Here is an 18000-nt window from a genome sequence, read left to right on the forward strand (position 1 = left end):
TAAAATATTCCTATCGTCAAAACGACTGCTTAAGGGCCGGTCAATCGCTGTCCGAATGAGATAGCTAGTTCGTAAATAAACGCAACGGGATGTCTTCATATCTTAGTTATTTCGATTTTTTTTTTACTGTTACTGATTTTTTGTTTTTTACTAAGAGGTTTCCCTCTTGCTCCTCTTTCACAAATTTGCTCTTCTATTCCTTTCGCTTTTAAAATCCTGTCTATTTCTTCTCCTATATAGGCACTATCTGCGTATAATCTTTCATCTTCTTTTTCAATCAAATTTTTTAACTCTCTACTATCATGAACATTGGCTGCTGTTACCGTCGCTTTCAATATAAGCTTACTTTTTTATCTACTTTTATATGATCTTTATAACCGTAATAATTACGTTTATGCTTCTTTGTCCACCTCGCATCACAGTCTTTTTGCGATAATTTTGCCTTATTTTGTTTTTCTTGCCATTGTTCAGGGATTTTTCCGTTTTTGATTTGTTCATTTTCATCTTTGCTGTTATGCTGTATCGGAGCTACTATTGTCGCATCTATTATCGTTCCCTCTTTTCCTATTAAGTTATTTCTAGCTAATTCTTTTCCAAACTTTTCAAATAACTTTTTGATACTCTCGCTTCAATGAGTTTTTCTTTAAAAAGCCATATTGTTTTTGAATCGGGTACTTTATCTTTTAATTCCAATCCTAAAAATCTCATAAAGGATAGCCGATCGTTTATTTGATATTCCGTTTGATCATCACTTATGTTGTATAATTTTTGTAAGATTATTATTTTAAACATCAGTACATAATCGTATGCAGGTCTTCCGCCTAAACCTTTTGGCTCTTTGGTTAATGCTTTTTTTAATAGTGGTTTGAATATTTCCCAATTTATTTTTTCGTTTAATTTTTCAAGACTATCTCCTAACTTGCTTAATACTCTTAAACGATCTTCTTCATCAAATAAGTTATTAATACTATTTATCAATAACTCATCACTCCTATATTATCCGTAAATAAAAAAATGTACAAAAAGTAGCTGAAACTATTCCTAAACCAACAAAGCTCCACATATATCTATTAAAGCCTGCCGTATTAAAAATAATAAATAAATACACAACTAAATGTATAAAGCCTAAAGCAAGTATAAAAATTTGAAACCTCAAAGTATTTTTTATATAATTAAACAAAGTCTTTTTACCGCAAATAAGTATTCCAAAATGTATCATCAGCATACATGAATATATGAATAACATAAACAGTGTATCGTATACATTACTTTTATTTATTATTCCAAAAATAATTAAATAAATATAAGTAATCAACAAATAAATAAGCATCATATAAATATATTTTTTTGAACCGATCATTTACATCATTTCCTTAATCGTTTTTAATATTTGTTGTTTGATATCATCAGGGATTGAATCTAGATTTTTAATAGTATCAATAATTTCTTTTAGTTGTTCTGCGCTACGGCTTTTTTCTCCATGTTTAATAATTTTAAATCTTGCAAAGCCTATAAAATTGACACCTCCACCAATTATCCCTGCATTAATACCTGAAATTTCATTTGATTCCATATCAAAATTTATGCCAATACCTACACCTACATTAGCTTCTGTTCCTGTCAAACTCGCATTAAAAGAAATCCTAGTAGAACCTATACCTGGAAGGTCATCTATGTTTTTACCCTTAGTAACTGAATAAGAAGGAGTTAAAAAAGTATGAAGTTGTGCTTCAACACCTACACCAAAGCCGCCTGTCATAACAAGAGCAGAATTACCATTATCATCCCATGCTATTCCAATATTTAGTGAACCGCCAATGACAAGTTTAGCACCAACACCACCTAAAGTGAGTATATGAATATCCCGTCCATCCGGATCGGTATACTTTACCGGATTATTCCCAGCATAATGATACACATGCAAGTTTACCGTGTTGTATACCCCGCCCAGTCCCGGTAAGTTCTCATTATGCTTTTTCGCTTCATCGTCAATAGGAGCCTTGGGTATGTAATCACTCACTGCCGGATCCCCACTCAACCATCTTGAATACTTCGGATCAAGATACCTTGCCCCATAATAATACAACCCCGTCTCTTCATCAAGCTCCTTTCCCGTAAACCTAAACGGTAACTTATCCAACCCTGCAGCAACTTCTTCTACCCACAATTCTCCGTAGGGTGTATATTCTATATGTTCGTATTGTTTACCTTTCCAGTCAGTTACAAATTGTGCGCTTCCTAAGTGGTCGCTGTGGTAGTAATATCTTTTAACTTTTTGTTCCTCATTATCTCCCTGGTTATCCGTATGCGTCATCGCTGTTACAAGGCGGCTGTTACCCACAAATATGTGTTTGTGTACTCTTAAACCTTGAGGGTTATTTTGGTCTTGTGTCGGTATGTGTATCGTAAAAAAATTATTAAAATAAAGCGTTTCACTTCTTCCCTCGTCAGTGTATTTTAAGGCTCTTTGGCCATCTTCGCCGTATCGGTAGTGCACGGTAAAGTTTCGGTCACTTGATTTTGTTAATAGGTTACGCTCGTTCCATGTGTAGTTGCGCCTGTAGGCAAATAGGTCTTGCGGGTTTGACTGTTCCGTTTCTTTTGGTGCGTCAAGCCCGAAGCCGTAGTCTGCGCCATAAACATCTTGTTCTTCAAAGTATGAGTATGTAAATACAAACTCTTCTTCGTCTGTGAATGGACCGTCTTTTTCTGCCGTTATGTTGCCGTTTGCGTCATAGCGGTAATAGCGGGTTCCGGCTCTTATTAAACGGTGTGCATAAGCCGGGTCGTATTCGTAGTCGAGGCTGTAATCAAGTTCAGCTTTGGGGTATGAGTTCCCTTGAGAGCCGGGTATGTTTGTGGTGCTTAATTTTTCTTTCATGTTGCCTATGCCATCAAAGGCAAAGGTTTGTTTATATTTTGCAATGCTTACAGGTGTTGTTCCAGAGCTTTTTTTAGCCTTGTATTGGTTACTTGTACCCTCTACACCTATAAGCTGATACAAGTTGTCGTATGTGTAACTCTGATTTGTTTCATACGTGCTTGCGTCGTTATTATAACCTAGTACGTTTCCTACAGGGTCAAATGAGTACTTTATTTTTTGAAAGACGTCTTGAGTTTGGTTATTCTTTGTTTCTATCGAGTCAAGCCATCTTCTTTTCTCATCGTATTTGTATCTTGTTTCTACTCCGTTTCCGTAGCGTATGTAAACTCTTTGTGCGTGTTCGTCATCTTTTGAAAATATGCGGGCATCTCCTGCGTCGCTACGCAAAAATAAATGCTCGACGTATACCAGATACGCCTCCGCTTTATTTTTACTAGGCTCCTTGTATCTGCTCCACCTATTTTCAAAAGCCATTGTTTTTCCGCTTTCTACCGTAAGCGGAAAAACCTCCGATAAGTTGTTTTTATTTAATAATAACTTTCTTTTGGCGGACTGCTGCATTTTGTTTATTATTATCATAAAGAAAACAAAATGCGGCACCGCGCTTTTCAGAGCTCCGCTATCGCTTCGGTATCTTTCCGCAGAAATTGCTGCGGAAAGATGTACAGCAAAAGCAATTTTGATAAATTGCTTTTGCTCCCTTACAATCGCTGTCCGAGTGTTGATATGGTTAGGTTGGTTGAATAAATAACTAATCTTCATTTAAATAAGTCCTTTAATTTATTTAAATCCATATATCTTGACTTATCAAATAATTACTCAGAACAATGTTCAATTTTTCAATAAATCATTTCGCAAATCATATACAGTAATATCTTCATTTTTGATATATATGATTTCATCTTTAGTAATAATTTTATATTTAATATCATACTTTCCTATCTTTTTATTTTTTTTAATAAAATCAATTGTATATTCTTTATATGACCCCCAGGAAGCACTTGAAAACGGTATTTCGATCAGAAGCTCAATATCATGATTATTTATATCTCCTATTTTTAATGGAAATTCTCCATACCGGCATTTACCGATCAATATATAAAAATTATTATAAATATATAAAATTTTATTTCCTGAGCCATAATATAAAAGAGGTTCTTGGTAAGACAGTACAAGAATATTTTTATTATGATTAAATAAGACTATCTGTCTTGCAGAATCAAAAATATTTTTTGTATATATACAATATGCTATAAATATAAAAAATAAAAACACACTTATAATAAATAAAAAAACAATCCTTTTCATTATTCCACCTTCTTTTATTTTGACCTTAGGATGATATTATATCCATATAAACTTCGCGTATACTGATAGTCATTTTCTCCATACTTAGGAGCAGGGCCATACACACTTCCAAACACCTTATACATACCAACTCCCCAAAGGCCTTTAGCATGTAATGCCCCAGCACCTTTTTGAAAATCATCAAATTCCATACCAAAAAGAGCAGCATTCATTCCTGCTAAAATATTGCCAGCTTCTCGTAATGTTACATATTTACCGTGAAATAAAAAACCATGATATGAAAAACCTTCATGGCCAGGGTATTGTGTTTTTATATCAAATTCTTTATTAGGAAGAGATAATCTGAAGGTCTTATCTTTTCCATATGATTCCGCTTTTGCATGTAGATCATCAATATAAGCATCTATAGATTCTCCTAAGATCAATTTACCAACTGGTTTATTGGTATCGGGGCTAATAAAGGCATCCCAAAACAGAGTTTCACCAACTACTTTCCATGGATTTTCATTATCAATAACACTCTCTTTTGACAATGGTCCTTCAATATTTTCATAAACGCCATTCCCGCTCCATTGATAGATATTCAAATCTCCATCATTAATCACATTTCTAACTAGGCCATCTTGATCTATCCATGTAGATCTCCCATCTGGATCCACATACTTAATAGGGTTATTGCCCGCATAATGATACACGTGTAAGTTTACAACGTTAAACACGCCACCCATTCCTGCAAGTTTGGACGGATCCGTTCCCGAAGAAGGAATGTACTCACCTAATGCCGGATCTCCTGACAGCCACCTACTATACTTCGGATCAAGATACCTCGCTCCATAGTAGTATAAACCTGTTTCTTCGTCAAGTTCCTTGCCTGTGAACCTAAACGGTAATTTATCCAATCCTGCTGCTACTTCTTCAATCCATAACTCTCCGTAAGGTGTGTATTCTATATGTTCGTATTGTTTACCTTTCCAGTCAGTTACAAATTGTGCACTTCCAAGGTGGTCACTGTGGTAATAGTAACGCTTTGCCTTTTGCTCATCGTTGTCGCCTTGGTTATCCGTATGTGTCATCGCGGTTACAAGCCTTGAGTTTCCTACAAATATGTGTTTGTGTACTCTTAAGCCTTGAGGGTTGTTTTGGTCTTGTGTGGGTATGTGTATCGTAAAGAAGTTATTAAAGTAAAGCGTTTCGCTTCGCCCCTCGTCTGTGTATTTAAGAGCCCTCTGTCCGTCTTCGCCGTAGCGGTAGTGTACGGTAAAGTTTCGGTCGCTTGATTTGGTTAAGAGGTTTCGCTCGTTCCAAGTGTAATTTCTTCTGTAGGCAAATAGGTCTTGCGGGTTTGATTGTTCCGTTTCTTTAGGTGCGTCAAGACCAAATCCGTAGTCGGCACCGTATACGTCTTCATTTTCAAAGTATGAGTATGTAAATACAAACTCTTCTTCATCTGTAAAAGGTCCGTCTTTTTCGGCTGTGATATTGCCGTTTGCGTCATAGCGGTAATAGCGGGTTCCGGCTCTTATTAAACGATGGGCATAAGCCGGGTCGTACTCGTAGTCGAGGTTGTAATCAAGTTCAGCTTTGGGATACGAGTTCCCTTGAGAGCCGGGTATGTTTGTGGTGCTTAATTTTTCTTTCATGTTTCCTATGCCATCAAAGGCAAAGGTTTGTCTGTATTTTGCAATGCTTACAGGTGTTGTTCCAGAGCTTTTTTTAGCCTTGTATTGGTTACTTGTACCCTCTACGCTTATAAGCTGGTAAAGATTATCGTAAGAGTATGTTTGTTTTGTTTCATAAGTACTTGCATCATTATTATAGCCTAGGACGTTTCCGACAGGATCGAATGAGTACTTTATTTTTTGAAAGACGTCTTGAGTTTGGTTATTCTTTGTTTCTATTGTATCTAGCCAACGCCGTTTTTCATCTCCAATCTTTTTGCTGCATGGGCTTTTTCCAGGCGGTGTTTTTACGCTCTCGCTCCAAAAACCGCATTTGATTAAACACACCGCAAAAAGTATTTTTGCTTCAATCGCTGTCCGAATGAGATAATTAGACTGTTTAAATAAATGACTATTTTTCATAAATTAAAAATATATTATCCGCTAAATCGCTCATTAAAAAGTTACAAATAGAATGAATACAACTATACCGTCGGAATCCATCGCTTATAGCGCATTTCTTGTTTAAATGGAATATAATGATTATAATTTTTTTCCGTTCCATCTTTGTATATTATATCCATGTTTATATGTATTTGAATCTTTTTATCGATCTTCTCATCAAGAGGAATCTTTGAAAACCTAAAACTAAGTCCGTCTTTAAAAATACTTATTTTTTCATGGAGGAGATTTGGAATGTTGGGCGGATTATAAATTTCAGGGTCACCCTTTTCTAAGTATCTAATAAATGCAATTATAAATGGTAGAAGAGATTTTTTCTCACCCCCATATGAAATAATTTCCAGTTCCTTTATTCTGACATACTCTACTTTTCCTCCAGATGAACGATAAAGCACCTCAAAATGTATCCATAGGTCATACGGTGATTTCATAACTATACGAAAGAGAGAGTTATATGACGTAGGCATAAATTGCATATTTACAGAAGTTCCGCTATCTTTATCAGCAAATTCATATTTAGGATTATCCACTACATAATCAAAAAAGATCATCTTTGCGCCAATCAATACAATCGAAGTTAATAGTTTAAACATATCTAATCTCCTATTCCAAATTATTTTGTTTTATATAGTTTTTTACAAGGTTTTCAATTTCATTTTTTGCTTGATCTTTTGAAATCTTTCCCTCATCAAAGTCATTATAAATATTTTTTATTGAGTTTTCCAATTCAGTAGGCATTACTTGGTTATTTGCCGTTCCATTTCCCCACTTAAGCCATGGAGAAACATCTTTTACAGAATGTTTGATGACTCCCGAAACACCGCTGGGAGAGGCCTTATCAAAAGTCCCTTGATTCAGTGAATCAGTAACTAATTTACCATTAGAATCATAAACAAATTGGCATCCTTCAAATACCGTTCCTGTAGCACCTCTATAATCCTTATTGGAGCCTCGCGCACCTAACACAAGTCCTCCTAGTCTGTTCATTACTGTATCATCCCCAGACAAGTTATGAGTACCTGTATTCCCCCAGTCTGAAAAGAGTCCTAGCTTTACCAACTTATCCATAGTATCTCTATCTGAAGGTGCTAATCCTGCTTGATTGTCATTTCTTGCTAAATGCTCAGCCTTCGAAGGTCCTGCAGCATCAATAATACCTATTGTTAATAATAAAGCATTTACACCCCAAACCACAACAGCAGTAACTACTACAACAGATTCCCCATCCGGGTCAACATACTTCACCGGATTATTCCCTGCATAATGATACACATGAAGATTGACGGTATTAAACACCCCTCCCATTCCGGGCAAGTTCTCATTATGCTTCTTAGCTTCATCATTTATCGGTGCCTTGGGTATATAATCATTCAACGCCGGATCACCGCTTAACCACCTACTATACTTCGGGTCAAGATACCTTGCTCCATAGTAATACAATCCGGTTTCCTCGTCAAGTTCCTTACCCGTAAACCTAAACGGCAGTTTGTCTATTCCCGGTGCAGTCTCTTCAATCCAGAGCTCGCCGTATGGTGTATATTCTATATGTTCATATTGTTTACCGCGCCAGTCTGTTACAAATTGTGCACTGCCGAGGTGATCACTGTGGTAATAATATCTTTTAACTTTTTGCTCTTCGTTGTCGCCACTGTTATCGGTGTGCGTCATCGCGGTTACAAGACGGCTGTTACCTACGAAAATATGCTTATGCACACGTAAGCCTTGCGGGTTATTCTGGTCTTGGGTTGGTATGTGTATCGTAAAGAAGTTATTGAAGTATAAGGTTTCGCTTCGGCCCTCATCGGTGTATTTAAGAGCCCTCTGTCCGTCTTCGCCGTAGCGGTAGTGTACGGTAAAGTTTCGGTCGCTTGATTTGGTTAAGAGGTTTCGCTCGTTCCAAGTGTAATTTCTTCTGTAGGCAAATAGGTCTTGCGGGTTTGATTGTTCCGTTTCTTTAGGTGCGTCAAGACCAAATCCGTAGTCGGCACCGTATACGTCTTCATTTTCAAAATAGGAGTATGTAAATACAAACTCTTCTTCATCTGTGAAAGGTCCGTCTTTTTCGGCTGTGATATTGCCGTTTGCGTCATAGCGGTAATAGCGGGTTCCGGCTCTTATTAAACGATGGGCATAAGCCGGGTCGTACTCGTAGTCGAGGTTGTAATCAAGTTCAGCTTTGGGATACGAGTTCCCTTGAGAGCCGGGTATGTTTGTGGTGCTTAATTTTTCTTTCATGTTTCCTATGCCATCAAAGGCAAAGGTTTGTCTGTATTTTGCAATGCTTACAGGTGTTGTTCCAGAGCTTTTTTTAGCCTTGTATTGGTTGCTTGTTCCTTCTACGCTTATCAGCTGGTAAAGGTTATCGTATGTGTAACTCTGACTTGTTTCATACGTGCTTGCGTCGTTATTATAACCTAATACGTTTCCGACAGGGTCAAATGAGTACTTTATTTTTTGGAAGACGTCTTGGGTTTGGTTATTTTTGGTTTCTATTGTATCTAACCAACGCCGCTTTTCGTCGTACCTGTATCTTGTTTCTACTCCGTTTCCGTACTTTATGTAGACGCGCTGTGCGTGTTCGTCATACAGTATTTTATCGACGTAGGAGTATTCTGCCGTACCTTTTGATGAGGTCTTTACTCCGCTAACTCCACTTAGCTGTCCGCCTTTGTCGTAAGAGTAAGTTATTGTTTCTCCGTCGGGATACTTCATGCTTTGCATTCTTCCAAGGTAATCGGAGCGGTATTCAAAACTCGCCGTTTCAGGACTGCTTCCTGCTCCGTAGCGGTTTATGGTTCTTGTTTCGCTTACTACCTCGTTCAAGTTTCCGTAAGTGTAGTGAGTCTCTCCCGTTTCATCTTTTTTGTAGACTATTTGCCCCGCTCCATTTTGTCCCGGCGCTCCGTATTTATATTCTATGTCTTGGCTAAAAGGATAGTCTGTCTTTATTATGCGGTCAAAGCCGTCGTATTCATATCGTATTTCGGCAGCTTTGTTTTTTAATACCGAATCGGTTTCCGCTTGAACTCTTCCTTTATCGTCGTATATCCATTCTTTTTTGCCTGTGTCTTTGCTTTCTAAACTTATCCGTCGTCCGAGCATATCGTAGTTTACTGCCAATAGGTTATCTTTGGCATCGTAGGCTTTTAGCATTTCTCCTAGTACAGAGTATTCGTATCGGGCTTTGGTAAGTAAGGTATTGTTTTTGTCCAGCCTCTCTACTTCCCTAATGTTTCCTCTTGCATCTTTTTTACTTATGCTTACGTTTTCTTTTGGGTCGGTTGTTTTTGTTATTTGTAAAGAAGAATCTATCGAATACTCCGTTTTTTGTTTGTGTCCATCGGGCAGTATTGTTAAGATGTTCCTGTCTATATCGTCATATTCGTATTTTGTGCCGTTTCTTATCTTCGTAAAATCGTTTAGTTCGTAAAAGGATTCAAGGGCTTGATAAGAGTTTTTACTTGATAGTTCTTGTTCTAAATCTCCTCCGTAAAAGAAGGGCATTCCTTCTTCTATCTTTCGTCCTGCTTCATCATAGTTTATTGCACTTGAAATATTCCAGCCCGTTTGGGTTTGATCATTCGTTCCGTCGACATACACTTCTCCTTCTTTGGCCGTGTAGCTTATGCGTCCTAGACCGTCGTGAATTACTATTGTTTTCATTACACCGCTGTCTTTTGCTTCGGTGCTTATTTTGTTTTCGGTTACGGTGTACCAAAAGGAATCTTTTGGAGTAATGTATGTGTATTTTGCATAAGGAGTTTTTCCTGGTCCGATGATTTTTTCGGTGTCTTTGTCTCTTTCAAAGTCGTAGGGGCTTCTCACCTCTGTTACCCGTCCAAAGTTGTCGTAACTGTAGGTCATGAAGTTTCCTGCACTGTCTGTTTCTTCTACCTTTACCCCTAAGGCTGTATTCCATTTTATTGTGCTCGTGTAAGATTTATCTCCTTTAGAGCTTATTTCTTTTATTTCGATAGGGTATATGCCGTCAAGGTATTTGTATTCCGCTTTTTTACCTGTCGGGCTTGTTACCGCTTTTATGTTTCCTTCCTCTGTCCATTCTATGCGGTTTACAAGATATGCTCCATGAGATGTGTATTGTTTTAACTCCGTTAAGGTCCCTGTTCTGCTGTCGTATGCGCCCTCCCTTTTACGCAAAAGAGTTCCTGTCTTTCCGTGCAGGACATGTATTTTTTCGGGGTGGGCTTTAAAGTACGCTTCTTCTCTTCCGCCTTTCCAATATGTTATTTCTGCTATGATATCGTCGTTTGTGTTTGTTACCTCTCCCTTATCGTAAAGTTTTGTAACGTTGCCGTATTTGTCGTAGTCGTATTCGCTTTCGGTTTTTATTTCGTTGTAGTTTTCTCGTATTGTGTTAGTTTCTTTTTTTATTCTTGCATGGGGTGCTGTGTCTATCTCGTATTCTTTTATTGAGTATACTTGGTTTCCGTTTTTTATAGTTTCTTTTGAAAATATACACGCCGTCTGCGGCGTCGCTTCAAAAAAATTAATCCTCAACGTACATAAAGTACGCCTGCGGTTAATTTTTTCTCGCTCCTTGCATCCAACATGTCTATTTTCAAAAGCCATTGTTTTTCCGCTTCCTTTCGTAAGCGGAAAAACCTCCGGTAATATAATTCTATTTAGTAATAACTTTATTTTGGCGGACTGCCGGTATTTGTGTACTATCAATATTATGCAAAGGTACACAAATACCGGCATCGCGCTTTTCGCTCCAATCTTTTTGCTGCACTTGTCTTCACGGGCAAGGATCTTCCCTCCGGTCAGAGCTTGCTTTTTGCTTAAACAAACCGCAAAAAGGATTTTTGCTTCAATCGCTGTCCGGAGGAGAAAGAGATAATACATTTTTTTTGATACATAGTTCTTTTTCATATTTTTTCTGTTATATATTTAATAATCGTTATATTATTAGTGAAATTATAAAAAAAGGAGTAGCTATTATGTATTTCATAAAAACAATAAGTAAAACAAAGAAAAATAAATAAGTTAGTATAAGAAATCTCATTATTACATCTTTTTCTTCATTAATATTTTCATAAAAATAAAATTTCATAAAAACAAACCAGTATATTGAATATGGAATATTTATCAGAGAAGACCCCGACACCTCTAATAAAATTGATACGACAGGATTCAGAAACCATATAGCTAAACAGGCTTTTATAATTGTTATAGAAGCCAAATTATTTATCTTAAATAATTTTTTATTCAATAGTAATAATACAAGCAATAATATAGTAATCATAACTTTACGTAAAAAAATACTAAGAAAAATAAAAGTTAATTTATACCAATCTCCCTGTACAAAATGCAATAACTTTAATACAGCAGTTAAACAAGCGGGAAAAATAAAACTAGCCATAATAAATATTATAACAAACCAATACACCGCATATGTATTCATTTTTTTAATAGATAATTTATCAAGAACACATCCTTTTATAAAATTTTTTAACATACTAATAGTCTCCTAGCTTCAATTCATTTATCTTCTTTTTTATATCTGCAATTTCTATTTCTATATTATCTAACTCGGCTTTATTTGATGCATTTATAGCTTTCATCTCTCGTATTTCCATTAACTTAGTAAAAATAGAAGTATTTACTTCATTTCCAGTGGTTTGCATATTTTCAGCATAATAAGCATCTACAAGATATCCACTTAGTGCATCAACATCAATATTAATAAAAAAAGCAATTAGCATCATATTAAACGATCCACTATTACTCATAGCCGCATTGATACTATTATCAAAGATATCATAAAAATTAACGAAATCATTTATTTCTTTATAAACTGAATTAAATGCGATATCATATATTTCTCCTTTTTTTCTATTAATCTCATGATTAATTTTAATAATTTTATCTTGGACTTGATGTTTCATTTCAATATATTGATTTAAATTTTGCACTAAACATTTCCATTTTGCATTAAGTATTGCAGTCGCTGTCTGCTTCCCATCCGGATCAGTATACTTCACCGGGTTATTCCCCGCATAATGATACACATGTAAGTTTACCGTGTTGTACACCCCGCCCATACCTGCAAGTTTGGCCGGATCTGTGCCAGGAGAAGGTATATAATCATTTAACGCCGGATCGCCTGACAGCCACCTACTATATTTCGGATCAAGATACCTAGCCCCATAATAGTACAGTCCTGTTTCTTCATCCAGCTCTTTCCCCGTAAACCTAAACGGCAGTTTATCTAATCCTGCGGCAACTTCTTCTATCCACAATTCCCCGTAGGGTGTATACTCTATGTGTTCGTACTGTCTACCTTTCCAGTCTGTTACGAATTGTGCGCTGCCGAGGTGATCTGAATGGTAGTAGTACCGTTTTGCTTTTTGCTCTTCATTATCGCCTTGGTTGTCGGTATGCGTCATTGCCGTTACAAGGCGGCTATTACCCACAAAGATATGTTTGTGTACACGTAGTCCTTGAGGGTTGTTTTGGTCTTGGGTTGGTATGTGTATTGTGAAAAAGTTATTAAAGTATAAGGTTTCGCTTCGCCCCTCGTCTGTGTATTTTAAGGCTCTCTGTCCGTCTTCGCCGTAGCGGTAGTGTACGGTAAAGTTTCGGTCGCTTGATTTTGTTAAAAGGTTCCGTTCATTCCAGGTATAATTTCTTCTATACGCAAAAAGGTCTTGCGGGTTTGATTGTTCCGTTTCTTTAGGTGCGTCAAGCCCGAAGCCGTAGTCGGCACCGTATACGTCTTGTTCTTCAAAATAGGAGTATGTAAATACAAACTCTTCTTCGTCTGTAAAAGGACCGTCTTTTTCTGCTGTGATATTGCCGTTTGCGTCATAGCGGTAATAACGGTTGCCTGCTCTTATTAGGCGGTGTGCATAGGCAGGGTCATACTCGTAATCTAAGCTATAATCAAGTTCTGCTTTTGGATACGAGTTCCCTTGTGCACCGGGTATGTTTGTGGTGCTTAGTTTTTCTTTCATGTTTCCTATGCCATCAAAGGCAAAGGTTTGTCTATATTTTGCAATGCTTACAGGTGTTGTTCCAGAGCTTTTTTTAGCCTTGTATTGGTTACTTGTACCCTCTACGCTTATAAGCTGATACAGGTTGTCGTAAGAGTATGTTTGTTTTGTTTCATAAGTACTTGCATCATTATTATAGCCTAGGACGTTTCCGACAGGGTCGAATGAGTACTTTATTTTTTGAAAGACGTCTTGGGTTTGGTTATTCTTTGTTTCTATTGTATCTAGCCAACGCCGCTTTTCATCGTATTTGTATCTTGTTTCTACTCCGTTTCCGTATTTTATATACACTCTTTGTGCGTGTTCGTCATATAGGATTTTATCGACGTAGGAGTATTCTGCCGTACCTTTTGATGAGGTCTTTACTCCGCTAACTCCACTTAGCTGTCCGCCTTTGTCATAGGTGTAAGTTATTGTTTCTCCGTCGGGGTACTTCATGCTTTGCATTCTTCCAAGGTAATCGGAGCGGTATTCAAAACTCGCCGTTTCAGGACTGCTTCCTGCTCCGTAGCGGTTTATGGTTCTTGTTTCGCTTGTTACCTCATTGAGATAGCCGTACCTGTATCTTGTTTCTCCTGTTTCGTCTTTTTTATAAATTATCTGACCCGCTCCATTTTGTCCCGGCGCTCCGTATTTATATTCTATGTCCCGGCTAAAAGGATAGTCTGTCTTTATTATGCGGTCAAAGCCGTCGTATTCATATCGTATTTCGGCAGCTTTGTTTTTTAATACCGAATCGGTTTCCGCTTGAAGCCTTCCTTTATCGTCGTATATCCATTCTTTTTTGCCTGTGTCCTTGCTTTCTAATGCGGTTCTTCTTCCAAGCAAGTCATAGCTTACCGATAAAAGATTATTCTTTGCATCATATGCTCTAAGCATTTCTCCGAGGACGGAGTATTCGTATCGTGCTTTGGTTAATATAGTATTGTTTTTATCTAAGCGTTCTACTTCCCGTATGTTTCCTCTTGCATCTTTTTTACTTATGCTTACGTTTTCCAATGGGTCGGTTGTTTTTGTTATTTGTAAAGAGCTTTCTATCGAATACTCCGTTTTTTGTTTGTGTCCGTCAGGAAGTGTAGTTAAGATGTTCCTGTCTATATCGTCATACTCGTATTTTGTGCCGTTTCTTATCTTTGTAAAATCGTTTAGTTCATAAAACTGTTCTACACCTTGATATGATGAGATGGTTTTTAAATTGTTTTCTAAATCCCCTCCGTAAAAGAAGGGCATTCCTTCTTCTATCTTTCGTCCTGCTTCATCATAGTTTATTGCACTTGAAATATTCCAGCCTGTTTGGGTAGAATCGGCTGTTCCTTCGATGTATACTTCTCCCTCTTTTGCTGTGCAGCTTATTCTTCCTAAGCCGTCGTGGGTTACTATTGTTTTCATAACCGCCGTATCGTCGGCTTCCGTGCTTATTTTGTTTTCGGTTACGGTGTACCAAAAGGAATCTTTTGGAGTAATGTATGTGTATTTTGCATAAGGAGTTTTTCCTGGTCCGATGATTTTTTCGGTGTCTTTGTCTCTTTCAAAGTCGTAGGGGCTTCTCACCTCTGTTACCCGTCCAAAGTTGTCGTAACTGTAGGTCATGAAGTTTCCTGCACTGTCTGTTTCTTCTACCTTTACCCCTAAGGCTGTATTCCATTTTATTGTGCTCGTGTAAGATTTATCTCCTTTAGAGCTTATTTCTTTTATTTCGATAGGGTATATGCCGTCAAGGTATTTGTATTCCGCTTTTTTACCTGTCGGGCTTGTTACCGCTTTTATGTTTCCTTCCTCTGTCCATTCTATGCGGTTTACAAGATATGCTCCATGAGATGTGTATTGTTTTAACTCCGTTAAGGTCCCTGTTCTGCTGTCGTATGCGCCCTCCCTTTTACGCAAAAGAGTTCCTGTCTTTCCGTGTAAGACCTGTATTTTCTCAGGGTGTGCTTTAAAGTATTTCTCTTCACTCGCCCCCTTCCAATATGTTATTTCCGCTATGATATCATCATTTGTGTTTGTTACCTCTCCCTTATCGTAAAGTTTTGTAACGTTCCCGTATTTATCGTAGTCGTATTCGCTTTCGGTTTTTATTTCGTTGTAGTTTTCTCGTATAGTAGTAGTTTCTTTTTTTATTCTCGCATGGGGAGCTGTGTCTATCTCGTATTCTTTTATTGAGTATACTTGGTTTCCGTTTTTTACAGTTTCTTTTGAAAATATACACGCCGTCTGCGGCGTCGCTTCAAAAAAATTAATCCTCAACGTACATATAGTACGCCTGCGGTTAATTTTTTCTCGCTCCTTGCATCCATCATGTCTATTTTCAAAAGCCATTGTTTTTCCGCTTCCTACCGTAAGCGGAAAAACCTCCGGTAATATGATTTTATTTAGTAATAACTTTATTTTGGCGGACTGCTCAATTTTGTTTTTTAGCATTATGAAGAAAACAAAATTGAACACCGCGCTTTTTAGGGCTACGCTGTCGCTTCGGTATCTTTCCGCAGAAATTACTGCGGAAAGATGTACAGCAAAAGCAATTTTTATAAATTGCTTTTGCTCCCTTTCAATCGCTGTCCGAAAGATGAGATAGTTGGGCTGTGAACAAATTCTAAGTTTTGGTTTCATAATATTTTTAATACTTAGTTATTTAATTAAATAGTTTTTAATTTTACCTCCAAGTTTTCTGTATTTTGACAGCCGTAGTTTTATACTACCAAATCAAATCTAAACCATTTACACAATTTATTTTATTGTGTCATCAAAAATTTAATAAAACTTTCAATAATGCTATCAACATGAATATATTATACATGATGATGATAAAAATATAAGTATTTTTTTTATATAAATCTCTGAAAACCAGTGCTCTAAATATTAGGAATATACTTCCTATTACCATTAAGAATAAAAAAAAGAATATTTGCTCAATCATCATTTACCTCATTCAATTAATTTTTTTATAAACCTAATCTCTTCTTTTAATTCCTTTATTGCTTTATCATTCCATGAATATGATGTTAAACTTCCATCCCATGCAGTAGTAAATTCTACATCTCCTTTTTCTGTTAATTCTGTCATCCGAAATTTTGCAAATTTATATAATGCCGAAACATTTTCATGACTATTAGAGGTAAGTTCTCCACCAACTAATCTGTCTATTATTTTTTCCATACCTATCCCATTATTATCGGATAGTTGAGAATATATATCGTAAGCTGTTAATATCATTGAAATAGCACCAAGTACTTTTCCCGCTACTTTTAGAAATTTTGCATTGCTTCCCAAAAAATCAGCTACAGTTTTTGAACTTCCAGCTATAGAAGTTAAATCAATAAGATGAGAACCTATATTTTTTAATTTTTCTATACCGTCATTTGAATTAATTGTTTTAAATCCAAATATATAATTTATGCCTTTAGGAATAAAAGAACCAAATGGTATAAATCCATATGCAGCTTCAAAACTTCCTTCAATAACTGATAGTGAAGACATATAAATATATCTATTATCTGATACTTTAGGGCACCTCTAAAAACCTATTTTTTAGTGTACCTATTTATTATTTTAGTAGCTTTTTTATAAATTGTCTAGTGTAAAACTTGGATTCTTTATCTTAGTTCCCTTACTTTTCATTTTATTACCTATATGCTCCCTCATTTTATTTCTTTAGATAGCAATATCGACATAAGTTGTATGTTAAGTTCATCATTATTATCGAAAATGTTGCACGAGCTAATCCTATCGTTCTTACATATATACCTTTCATTGAGTTTGTCATAAAGCCAAATACATGTTCTACTCTCGCCCGTATTTTTGATTTTTTTCTGTTACTGATTTTTTGTTTTTTACTAAGAGGTTTCCCTCTTGCTCCTCTTTCACAAATTTGCTCTTCTATTCCTTTCGCTTTTAAAATCCTGTCTATTTCTTCTCCTATATAGGCACTATCTGCGTATAATCTTTCATCTTCTTTTTCAATCAAATTTTTTAACTCTCTACTATCATGAACATTGGCTGCTGTTACCGTCGCTTTCAATATAAGCTTACTTTTTTTATCTACTTTTATATGATCTTTATAACCGTAATAATTACGTTTATGCTTCTTTGTCCACCTCGCATCACAGTCTTTTTGCGATAATTTTGCCTTATTTTGTTTTTCTTGCCATTGTTCAGGAATTTTTCCGTTTTTGATTTGTTCATTTTCATCTTTGCTGTTATGCTGTATCGGAGCTTCTACTATTGTCGCATCTATTATCGTTCCCTCTTTTCCTATTAAGTTATTTCTAGCTAATTCTTTTCCAAACTTTTCAAATAACTTTTTTGATACTCTCGCTTCAATGAGTTTTTCTTTAAAAAGCCATATTGTTTTTGAATCGGGTACTTTATCTTTTAATTCCAATCCTAAAAATCTCATAAAGGATAGCCGATCGTTTATTTGATATTCCGTTTGATCATCACTTATGTTGTATAATTTTTGTAAGATTATTATTTTAAACATCAGTACATAATCGTATGCAGGTCTTCCGCCTAAACCTTTTGGCTCTTTGGTTAATGCTTTTTTTAATAGTGGTTTGAATATTTCCCAATTTATTTTTTCGTTTAATTTTTCAAGACTATCTCCTAACTTGCTTAATACTCTTAAACGATCTTCTTCATCAAATAATCCTTTTTGTTTCATACCTCATTTTATCAT

11 protein-coding genes are annotated in these 18000 nt (G+C 36.2%); all 11 read right to left on the reverse strand.

Going from position 1 to position 18000, the window contains the following annotated elements; genetic code table 11:
* Positions 1-95: 95 nt before the first annotated feature.
* Complete coding sequence (locus tag E4O07_RS08710; protein ID WP_253730552.1) at positions 96-335, reverse strand: transposase; 240 nt, start codon at positions 333-335, stop codon at positions 96-98.
* Positions 336-582: 247 nt separating this feature from the next.
* A complete protein-coding gene (locus tag E4O07_RS08715; RefSeq protein ID WP_253730553.1) occupies positions 583-978 on the reverse strand; it encodes a transposase in 396 nt (131 codons plus the stop codon).
* A gap of 382 nt (positions 979-1360) precedes the next feature.
* Positions 1361-3646, reverse strand: a complete 2286-nt coding sequence (locus tag E4O07_RS08720) for an RHS repeat domain-containing protein (RefSeq protein WP_253685063.1) — start codon at positions 3644-3646, stop codon at positions 1361-1363.
* A 69-nt stretch (positions 3647-3715) separates the two neighbouring features.
* Positions 3716-4192: a hypothetical protein gene (locus tag E4O07_RS08725; RefSeq protein WP_253685064.1), complete on the reverse strand. Its 477-nt coding sequence runs from the start codon at positions 4190-4192 to the stop codon at positions 3716-3718.
* 14 nt (positions 4193-4206) lie between these two features.
* Positions 4207-6273: an RHS repeat domain-containing protein gene (locus E4O07_RS08730; RefSeq protein ID WP_253685065.1), complete on the reverse strand. Its 2067-nt coding sequence runs from the start codon at positions 6271-6273 to the stop codon at positions 4207-4209.
* A 62-nt stretch (positions 6274-6335) separates the two neighbouring features.
* Positions 6336-6905, reverse strand: coding sequence for a hypothetical protein (locus E4O07_RS08735; RefSeq protein WP_253685066.1), 570 nt, complete (start codon positions 6903-6905; stop codon positions 6336-6338).
* 10 nt (positions 6906-6915) lie between these two features.
* Complete coding sequence (locus tag E4O07_RS08740; RefSeq protein WP_253685067.1) at positions 6916-11205, reverse strand: RHS repeat domain-containing protein; 4290 nt, start codon at positions 11203-11205, stop codon at positions 6916-6918.
* Positions 11206-11233: 28 nt separating this feature from the next.
* Entirely contained in the window at positions 11234-11791 is a 558-nt protein-coding gene (locus E4O07_RS08745) for a hypothetical protein (protein WP_253685068.1), read from the reverse strand.
* Between the two features lies 1 nt (position 11792).
* Positions 11793-15935: an RHS repeat domain-containing protein gene (locus E4O07_RS08750; RefSeq protein WP_253685069.1), complete on the reverse strand. Its 4143-nt coding sequence runs from the start codon at positions 15933-15935 to the stop codon at positions 11793-11795.
* Positions 15936-16250: 315 nt separating this feature from the next.
* A complete protein-coding gene (locus E4O07_RS08755; RefSeq protein WP_253685070.1) occupies positions 16251-16802 on the reverse strand; it encodes a hypothetical protein in 552 nt (183 codons plus the stop codon).
* A 166-nt stretch (positions 16803-16968) separates the two neighbouring features.
* Positions 16969-17985, reverse strand: coding sequence for an IS5 family transposase (locus tag E4O07_RS08760; RefSeq protein WP_253685071.1), 1017 nt, complete (start codon positions 17983-17985; stop codon positions 16969-16971).
* Positions 17986-18000 lie beyond the last annotated feature (15 nt).

This window comes from Treponema sp. OMZ 798 (genome assembly GCF_024181385.1).
Lineage (GTDB): Bacteria > Spirochaetota > Spirochaetia > Treponematales > Treponemataceae > Treponema_B.